The organism is Pseudomonas sp. ICMP 561, from assembly GCF_002699985.1.
Classification (GTDB): domain Bacteria; phylum Pseudomonadota; class Gammaproteobacteria; order Pseudomonadales; family Pseudomonadaceae; genus Aquipseudomonas; species Aquipseudomonas quasicaspiana.
The window spans coordinates 128,429-136,762 of sequence record NZ_LKBT01000010.1 but is presented as its reverse complement, the minus strand read 5'-3'; the positions used below and the strand labels follow the sequence as shown (position 1 = coordinate 136,762).

The 8,334-nt window shown below is 54.4% G+C and carries 8 protein-coding genes and 2 pseudogenes; 5 read left to right on the top strand and 5 right to left on the bottom strand.

The window, feature by feature from the left end:
• Positions 1–159 precede the first annotated feature (159 nt).
• The 3 genes from AO242_RS09595 to AO242_RS09585 are packed head-to-tail and all read right to left on the bottom strand — an operon-like array spanning position 160 to position 2,306.
• A complete protein-coding gene (locus AO242_RS09595; protein WP_027901796.1) occupies positions 160–750 on the bottom strand; it encodes a YggT family protein in 591 nt (196 codons plus the stop codon).
• A gap of 28 nt (positions 751–778) precedes the next feature.
• Entirely contained in the window at positions 779–1,597 is an 819-nt protein-coding gene (gene proC, locus AO242_RS09590; RefSeq protein WP_099268520.1) for a pyrroline-5-carboxylate reductase, read from the bottom strand.
• A gap of 22 nt (positions 1,598–1,619) precedes the next feature.
• Positions 1,620–2,306, bottom strand: coding sequence for a YggS family pyridoxal phosphate-dependent enzyme (locus tag AO242_RS09585; RefSeq protein WP_099268519.1), 687 nt, complete (start codon positions 2,304–2,306; stop codon positions 1,620–1,622).
• Positions 2,307–2,361: 55 nt separating this feature from the next.
• Between AO242_RS09585 and AO242_RS09580 the strand changes: the two genes are divergently transcribed.
• Positions 2,362–3,396 carry a type IV pilus twitching motility protein PilT gene (locus tag AO242_RS09580; protein WP_027901799.1) on the top strand — a complete coding sequence of 345 codons (1,035 nt, stop codon included), beginning with the start codon at positions 2,362–2,364 and terminating at the stop codon, positions 3,394–3,396.
• Positions 3,397–3,513: 117 nt separating this feature from the next.
• Here AO242_RS09580 and AO242_RS09575 read toward each other — a convergent pair whose 3' ends face one another.
• Positions 3,514–4,197, bottom strand: coding sequence for a C40 family peptidase (locus tag AO242_RS09575; protein WP_099268518.1), 684 nt, complete (start codon positions 4,195–4,197; stop codon positions 3,514–3,516).
• A 249-nt stretch (positions 4,198–4,446) separates the two neighbouring features.
• On the opposite strand from AO242_RS09575, the gene AO242_RS09570 reads away from it, so the two are divergent.
• The 3 genes and pseudogenes from AO242_RS09570 (at position 4,447) to AO242_RS09565 (ending at position 6,505) form a co-directional block, all read left to right on the top strand.
• Positions 4,447–4,869 (top strand): NINE protein, encoded by a 423-nt coding sequence (locus tag AO242_RS09570; RefSeq protein ID WP_099268517.1) that lies wholly within the window; start codon positions 4,447–4,449, stop codon positions 4,867–4,869.
• A gap of 400 nt (positions 4,870–5,269) precedes the next feature.
• Positions 5,270–5,392, top strand: a pseudogene (locus AO242_RS30110) (hypothetical protein); the annotation flags it as partial.
• 39 nt (positions 5,393–5,431) lie between these two features.
• Positions 5,432–6,505, top strand: a complete 1,074-nt coding sequence (locus AO242_RS09565; RefSeq protein WP_257153405.1) for a hypothetical protein — start codon at positions 5,432–5,434, stop codon at positions 6,503–6,505.
• A 183-nt stretch (positions 6,506–6,688) separates the two neighbouring features.
• On the opposite strand, the pseudogene AO242_RS09560 reads toward AO242_RS09565, so the two are convergent.
• A pseudogene (locus AO242_RS09560) lies at positions 6,689–6,826 on the bottom strand (dihydroorotase); the annotation flags it as partial.
• A 164-nt stretch (positions 6,827–6,990) separates the two neighbouring features.
• Between AO242_RS09560 and AO242_RS09555 the strand changes: the two are divergent.
• Complete coding sequence (locus tag AO242_RS09555) at positions 6,991–8,319, top strand: hypothetical protein (protein ID WP_099268515.1); 1,329 nt, start codon at positions 6,991–6,993, stop codon at positions 8,317–8,319.
• Positions 8,320–8,334: the final 15 nt, after the last annotated feature.

Here is an 8,334-nt window from a genome sequence, read left to right as displayed (position 1 = left end):
TATGCTTTTTCATGGACTCGCCCTCGCTGTCGTTGGCTTCTTAAGAATGCCACCGTGGCGCTACTGACGCCTCGGCTTGGGCGAGTCCATCCAATTACGGGGGCAGTTCAGAGGATATTCCGATGATGTGGGGCCAGGGTCTGGCCCCACATCATGCGATTACATCAGCAAGCGCAGTACGCTCGGCATTTGGGTCATGGCGGCGAGGTTGTTGATGACCAGCATGTCCAGCAGCTTGAGGATCATGAACGCCAGGATCGGCGAGATATCCAGGCCGCCGAGGTTTGGCAGGATCCGGCGCAGCGGGGCGAGCAGTGGTTCGGTGATCTGGTTGACCAGTTGCGCGCCAGGGTTATGGCTGGCAGGGGCGACCCACGACAGGATCACGCTGATGATCAGGGCGTAGAAGAAGATGTTCAGGAACAGACCGGTCACGCCGATGATTGCCCAGAGCAGCAGGTGCAGCGGATCGCCCGTCGTGCCGTACGCCAGCAGCAATGTCAGTGCCATCAGGATCATTTGCACAATGATCGCCAGAATCAGCGAAGACATGTCCAGGCCGAACAGGCTCGGAATGATCCGGCGCAGCGGCTTGAGCAGTGGCTGGGTGGCTTTGACCGCGAACTGGCTCAGCGGGTTGTAGAAGTCAGCGCGTACCAGTTGCAGCACGAAGCGCAACAGGATGATCAACAGATACATACTGCCGATGGTTTGCAGCACGTAGATTGCAGCGGTGTTCAGTCCGATCATCGGTCTGCTCCTCAATGGCCTAAAAAGATTACTTGCCCAGCTGTTCGGCCATTTCTGCCGAACGATGTGCGGCGGCGGTCAGCGCGGTGTCTACCAACGCTTCGAAGCCTCCGGCCTGGAATGATTTGATTGCGGCTTCCGTGGTTCCCGATGGCGAGGTCACGCGGCGGCGCAGCTCGGCAGCATCCACATCGCTGCCAGTCGCCATCAGCGCGGCGCCCAGCGCGGTTTGCATCGTCAGCTGTGCGGCCACGTCCTTTGGCAGGCCAAGTTTCACGCCTGCGGCGGTCATGGCTTCGATCAACAGGAAGAAATACGCCGGGCCGCTGCCGGAAACGGCGGTCACGGCGTCCAGTTGTTTTTCTTCTTCCAGCCACAGCGCGATGCCGACAGCCGACAGCAATTGCTCGGCCTGTGCACGTTGTGCGTCGTTGACTTGCTCGGTGGCGTACAGGCCGCTGACGCCCTGACGCAGCAGCGCCGGAGTGTTGGGCATGCAGCGCACGATGGGGTGCTCGCCCAGCCAGTTTTGCATGCTGGCGCAAGTGATACCGGCGGCGATGGACACCACCAGTTGATTTGGCTTGAGGCTTGGACGCAGGGCTTCGCAAACGGCTTTCATGGCTTGCGGTTTGACGGCGATCAATACCACGTCTGCGCCTTCTGCGGCTTCGGCGTTATCAGCGAAGACCGTGATGCCGTGCTCGGCGGCGATCTTGCCGCGTGTTTCAGCGCCGGGGTCGCTGGCGCGAATCGAGTCGGCTTCCACGCCCTGGGCGCGCAGCCCTCCGATCAGGCTGGCGGCCATGTTGCCAGCGCCGATAAAGGCGATGCGTGTCTTGCTCATGTCGGATTCCTTGAGTCAGAGGTCATGGCTGGCCGTAGTCACGGGCGCCAAAAAGGGCAGTACCAATCCGCACCCAGGTGGCGCCTTGTGCGATGGCGGCCTCCAGGTCGTGGCTCATGCCCATGGAAAGGGTGTCCAGCGGCAGGTTCAATTGCGCCTGCAGTGTGCTGACGGCTGCAAATGCGGCGTTTTGCTCAGCGATGTCGTCGGTGGGTTCCGGGATGGCCATCAAGCCACGCAGTTTCAAGCGAGGCAAGGCGCTGATCGCTTCAGCCAGCGCTGGAAGGTCGGCGGGTGTGCAGCCGGACTTGCTGGCTTCGCCGCTGACGTTGACCTGAATGCAGATGTTCAGCGGCGGCAGGTCTTCAGGACGTTGCTCGGACAGGCGTTGTGCGATTTTCAGGCGATCCACCGAATGTACCCAAGCGAAGTTCTCGGCGATAGCGCGAGTCTTGTTCGATTGAATGGGGCCGATGAAGTGCCAGCACAAGGGCAGGTCGGCCAATTCGAGCTGTTTGCTCAGCGCTTCCTGCAAATAGTTTTCGCCAAAGTCCCGCAAACCTGCCGCGTACGCTTCGCGCAGGGCCTCGGCCGGTTTGGTTTTACTCACTGCGAGCAGGCCGATGGACGCCGGGTCACGCTGCGCGGCTTGTGCGGCGGCGCTAATTCGCTCGCGGAGCGTTGAAATGTTCGCTGCTATCATGGACATTGATTTGCGCCAGCAGGGCTAAAGTCTGCGGCATTCTATGTGATTGAGGAGCTGTATGGATATTACCGAGCTGCTGGCTTTCAGTGCCAAGCAAGGCGCATCGGACTTGCACCTCTCGGCTGGCCTGCCGCCGATGATTCGTGTGGACGGTGATGTACGCCGTATCAACCTGCCAGCACTGGATGCCAGGGACGTGCAGGCGCTGATCTACGACATCATGAACGACAAGCAGCGTCAGGACTTTGAAGAGTATCTGGAGACGGATTTTTCTTTCGAGGTGCCGGGCGTGGCGCGCTTCCGGGTCAACGTGTTCAACCAGAACCGTGGCGCAGGTGCGGTATTCCGGACGATTCCAGCGAAGATCCTGACCCTCGAAGAGCTGGGCATGGGAGAAGTGTTTCGCAAGATTACCGACGTGTCTCGCGGGCTGGTGCTGATCACCGGGCCGACCGGTTCGGGCAAGTCCACGACTCTTGCGGCGATGATCGATTACCTGAACGTCAATCGCCATCACCACATCCTGACCATCGAAGACCCGATTGAATTCGTTCACGAGTCCAAGAAGTGTCTGGTCAACCAGCGTGAGGTGCACCGCGACACGCTGGGCTTTTCGGAGGCCCTGCGTTCGGCGCTGCGGGAAGACCCTGATGTGATTCTGGTCGGGGAAATGCGTGACCTGGAAACCATTCGTCTGGCGCTGACCGCTGCGGAAACCGGTCACCTGGTGTTCGGCACGCTGCACACCACGTCAGCGGCCAAGACTATTGACCGGATTGTCGATGTGTTCCCGGCTCAAGAGAAATCCATGATCCGCTCGATGCTGTCCGAGTCGCTGCACGCGGTGGTGTCTCAGGCGCTGCTGAAGAAGGTCGGCGGCGGTCGAGTAGCCGCTCACGAAATCATGATGGGCACACCTGCGATTCGTAACCTGATCCGTGAAGACAAGGTCGCGCAGATGTATTCAGCGATTCAGACCGGTGGTTCGCTGGGCATGCAGACGCTGGACATGTGCCTCAAGGACCTGGTCGCGAAGGGGCTCATCACCCGCGATGCGGCGAAGGAAAAGGCCAAGGTGCCGGATAATTTCTAAGGCAGAACACAATCCCGGTAGGAGCGAACTTGTTCGCGAGAAGGCCTACATCCGACACATTAGCGTTGGATGTACTAGCTCTTCGCGAACAAGTTCGCTCCTACCGGGGATGTTGTATCAGCGTTGAACAACCCGCAACGGAGCGCTTTGCTTCGGCAGCACGCGCTTGGCAACCATGTAATGGCTGTTCCAGTACGGCTTCTTCAAGGTATCAACGCTGACTTTCTTGCCGCGCCGTGGGGCGTGGACGAAGCGGTCGTTGCCCAGGTAAATCGCAACATGGTTGACCTTGCGGCTTTTGATGTTGAAGAACAGCAAGTCGCCGGGCTTCAAATCCTTGCGATCAACCTTTACGCCGTGGCCTTCAGCCATGGCGTTGGACGTGCGAGGTAGATCGACCTCAGCCACGTCGTTGAATGCATATTTCACCAAACCACTGCAGTCGAGGCCTTTACCTGGGGTGTTGCCGCCCCAACGATAAGGAGTACCGACCGCTTGCAAAGCACGGCTCACGACCGCATTGCTCTGTTTGGTGTTCGGCCCCGACAACGTTTGTACATTGGCGACGGCTTTGGAATTCTTGCTCGGGCTACGGTAAATGGTAGTCCGGGAGCTGTGGCCACGTGGAGAGATGACAGGCGCAGGCTCGGTGGATTGATTGCCCGCGACGGCTGACGAAGAATGAGTTTTCGCGGTGTAGCCGGTGAAGCTCGCGGGTAGTTGTTGCTCACGATTGGTGGCGTGGGCGGCCAGTGGCATAAGTAGGCAGATGGTTAGCCATGACTTGAAAAAAGGACGCATTCGGCAGGGCTCTTGTGGGTTAGCGCGCAACTTTATAACAGCTTTTTGCGACTTTCAGACCCCTCATGACAGAACGATTACGGAACGATCGTTTCAGATTTCGCGACAAACTCTCTCAAAACATGGGTGAATCCCTTGTGTTACAAGGGTTTGTTATAAGCGCCAGAGGTTCCTGCCATACGTCGGACAGCCGTAAAAAAGTCACACGCTTTACACATATTTTTTTCTATCAGCGCAAAAGAGGTCCAAATGAACACCTATCAACATGATCCGCAGCGCCAGGACACCCACAGCAAATTGGTAGGTTACCTGCTGTGGATTGTTGGGTTCACCGGCGCTCATCGCTTCTATTACGGCAAGCCAGTAACGGGCACGATCTGGTTTTTCACTTTGGGCTTGCTGGGCATTGGTTGGCTGATCGACTTGCTCCTGATTCCCGGCATGGACCGCGAAGCCGACCTGCGTTTCACCTCAGGTTCCATTGACTACAACGTGGCCTGGTTGCTGCTGGCGTTTCTCAATGTACTCGGCGTGCACCGCATGTATCAGGGCAAGTGGATCACCGGGTTCATCTACCTGTTCACGGGCGGGCTGTTTCTGGTTGGCGTGCTGTATGACCTGTGGACGCTGAATGATCAGATTTCGATCAAGAATGCGGAGCAGCGCACCTGACACCTCGCCTCACGATCAAATTCACTTTTATCTGGAAGTGGCTTTGTCTCATCTGCAAAGGGCTGATAACCGGACTGATCAGCCCTTGGCGCTCGTCTGAACACCATGCTCTATAGCGTTTCGCAATCAAAGTGCGGTGACTTAGCGCTTATTAAACTGAGGCCTCTGCAGGGGGCAGCTTAACTTCATATCAGCCTCTGAGGAGTACGGCTTTTCTTTTAAAGCGATATTTTGGATACGTGATAAACGGAGTTATAGAGATGGTAAGGAAACTAAATCAGCCGCGTTATGCCGGTGAACTGGACCCTGATTTCGGGTCGACGCCTACGGCGCCGGGTTTTGTATCTATCTTGCACGCGCTGGATTGGCCGGGGGCTAGAGATCTCTTTTTTCCTCTGTCGTGCCTACCGCCAATGGTTCTCTGTCTGTATGTGGCTATTTTGCTGAAACAGTCGAAAGCCCGGTTGAGTACTTCATTACGCGCCTCAAGGAAGGTGGGCAACGCGACACTACCTTTGGAAATGACGGTGTTGTAAGAGGGCGGTTTTCACCGGAGTTTCACTTGATTCACGTCACCCGAATGGTTGAGCAGTCTGAAGGGAAGATCCTTCTGCAGGGACTGGCTTTCCTGAACTCTGAAGAGTTTCCTGAACCCGTACTTCTGATCGCTCGATTTCAAGAGGGCGGTGAGGTGGATCTTACGTTCGGCAACCAAGGGCTGATGAGGCATGATTTGCCCGCTGACAGGTACAAGTTCCTGGCTTACTTATCAGGAGATTTACACGTGCTTCCCAACGGGAAAATTCTGGCTTGCAACACGAGCGTCACTTACGAAGACCATGAATCAAAGGAGGCGCTTGAGCGCGCTTTGATTTATCGCCTTACCTCAGCAGGGGAGTTAGATACTTCATTCAATGGAACAGGTTTTTTAGAGCTTGGCGTTCCTCTCAGTACACCCAATGCCTCCTTGCGTGTTACCAGGCTTTACGCTCAACCGAATGGGAAAATCATTTTAGTCGGGCAGTTAACTGCTGTTGAGGATCGTTACTCCAGAGGCTTTATTGCGCGGTTGGATAATCGGGGCCAGGTGGACAATACTTTCGGGCCGGTAGGGAACGGTTTTTTTGAGTTTTCATTGGATGGTTATAGCGTAGAGGTCAACGCGGTCGCGAGTAACTCCCGCGGGTCCATAGTTTGGGGCGGAATCGCCAGTGCATTGGAGGTGCCGGACCTGGGTTTACAGGATCAGGGTTTTATCATCGCATTGACCGCTGACGGTGTTCTAGAGTCTGGCTTCAACGGGGGTAACTTGATGATTACTCAGATTAGTGAGGAATACACCGTTCAGTGGGTTTCAGCCCGGTTTCAACCCGACGAGAAACTGTTGGTCACGGGGCGTTCACGGTCCGAGAGGTTTGACTCTTACCTCTATATTGCTCGCTATAACGTTGATGGTACTGCGGATGTCTTATTTGGAGATCAGGGCAATGGCAGGGTAGACATTCCGACGGGAGGAAACACAAACCTGCCTATTGAAATGCAACTGCAAATGGATAAAAGGATTGTCGCAGGCCTCAATGGAACCAGCCTCAATAAAGGAATATTGTGGCGCCTTCTCAACGATCAGGACGAATAGGCATGAGGGGGGCAGGTGGCGTCCATTGTGCTGTGATCTCGCTGGCTTCAGCCGGGAAGACAGCATTCCTGACGATACAGATGCTCTGAATGTACTGGCCTCTTCCCGGCGAGGCCGGTCCCAGGTCATCGCGCTAATATTATTGGATATTGCATTGGACCTAGGGAGCGGTGCTACCGCGTTTTAATCGGTATGGGTAATCCGTCCATCCACAATCGTGTAGCGCACTGCGCTCGGCAGGCAGTGGCCGAGGAACGGGCAGTTTTCGCCTCTGGACAGCCAGGTCTCTCCGGCAACCGTTGAGGTTGCTTGATCAAACAGCCTTTTTGGTTGAATTTGGAATCAAAAATGTATTCTTATTTCTAATCTAAAGTTGAGTGTTTTTTATAATTAAGTAATCTGTAAGTCCGCCTGGACAGTGATATCTGTCGTGCACCCTCCTAGCCCGAAAACCAACGTGGGTGTAGTCGACAAGGAGCGTTTTCATGAGCGACGTTACTATGGGTATTAGTATGGCAGGTGATTTGGATCCAGATTTTTCTCAGACTGATTTTGAACCTGGGCGCGTTGAGATCTGGAAGGCGTTTGACTGGTCACTGATGGATGTGTTCTTTGCCTCTATAGCTCCAGCTTCAAATGGTCAAATGTATGTGTCTGGATACTTCTCGGACTTTGATACTGGTCAGGATTTTTATTGTCTGGGCCGGTTGGAGGCAGGGGGGGCGCGCGATATAAGATTTGGGAATGATGGTGTTGTAACTGGTACTTTTTCAGAAGGCTCGAAAATAAGTTTGCCTTCTAAAGTCGTTATACAGGGCGACGGCAAGGTGGTGATGTTGGAGTTAGACGCAAGCAGCCGAGTAGAGGCTGATCCTGAATTGATTGTCGTCCGTTTTCTTGACACGGGAGAGCTTGATACCGAGTTTGGGTTAAACGGGATCAGGAGATACGACCTTACCGCTGAGGGTTATAGGGGGCTTGTATTTAATGTGGGCGCACTGCAGGTCCTCGCTGACGGGTTTATCTACGGTAGCGTTACAGGGACGCGCGATCCGGGAAACATTGAGAGCGTTGTGATTTTTCGGCTTACCATGCAAGGTGATTGGGACCTGTCATTTGGGAACCAAGGCATACTGGACATATCCGTGCAGGGCAAATCGATGCGTGGAACTGATTTTGTGATCCAGCCTGATGGAGGTATTGTTTTGGCTGGGTATACAACCAGTCCGCAGGACGGTTCCGCCACGGGTAGATTGTACCGGTTTGATTCTCGGGGGCGTCCAGACAACAGCTTTGGACCAGGAGATGCAGGTTTTTTGGAGGTTATAGTTCTTGGTAAAAAAGTAGAGATAAGCACCATCGCAATGAGGCTGGATGGCTCTCTCGCTTTGGCGGGTGTTATCAGTTCGGACTTTTCTGATTTGGACAGCTCAGGATTCATAATGGGTATTACGGCCGATGGTGTTCCTGATCCTTCGTTCAGTAATGGTGAGGTAGTCGAAACGCCTATTAATGATGATTACTGGGTACAATGGATGTCGGCGATATTTCAAGCTGATGGTCGTCTATTGGTCATGGGTCGTTCTCAGCCGAAGTCAGAGAGCATCGGCGACTCCTATATGTATGTGACACGTTATAGGCTAGATGGAATATTGGATTCGAGCTTTGGAGTAGAGGGTCGCGTCGAAACATTTGTAGGAGGCTATAATGAACCTCCTACCGAAATTCAATTGCAAGCGGATGGGAAAATCGTGGTGGGTCTCAATGGGACTAGTTTCAATAGGGGGTTGTTATTGCGTTATTTAAATGATTAATCCACTTATTAGCTA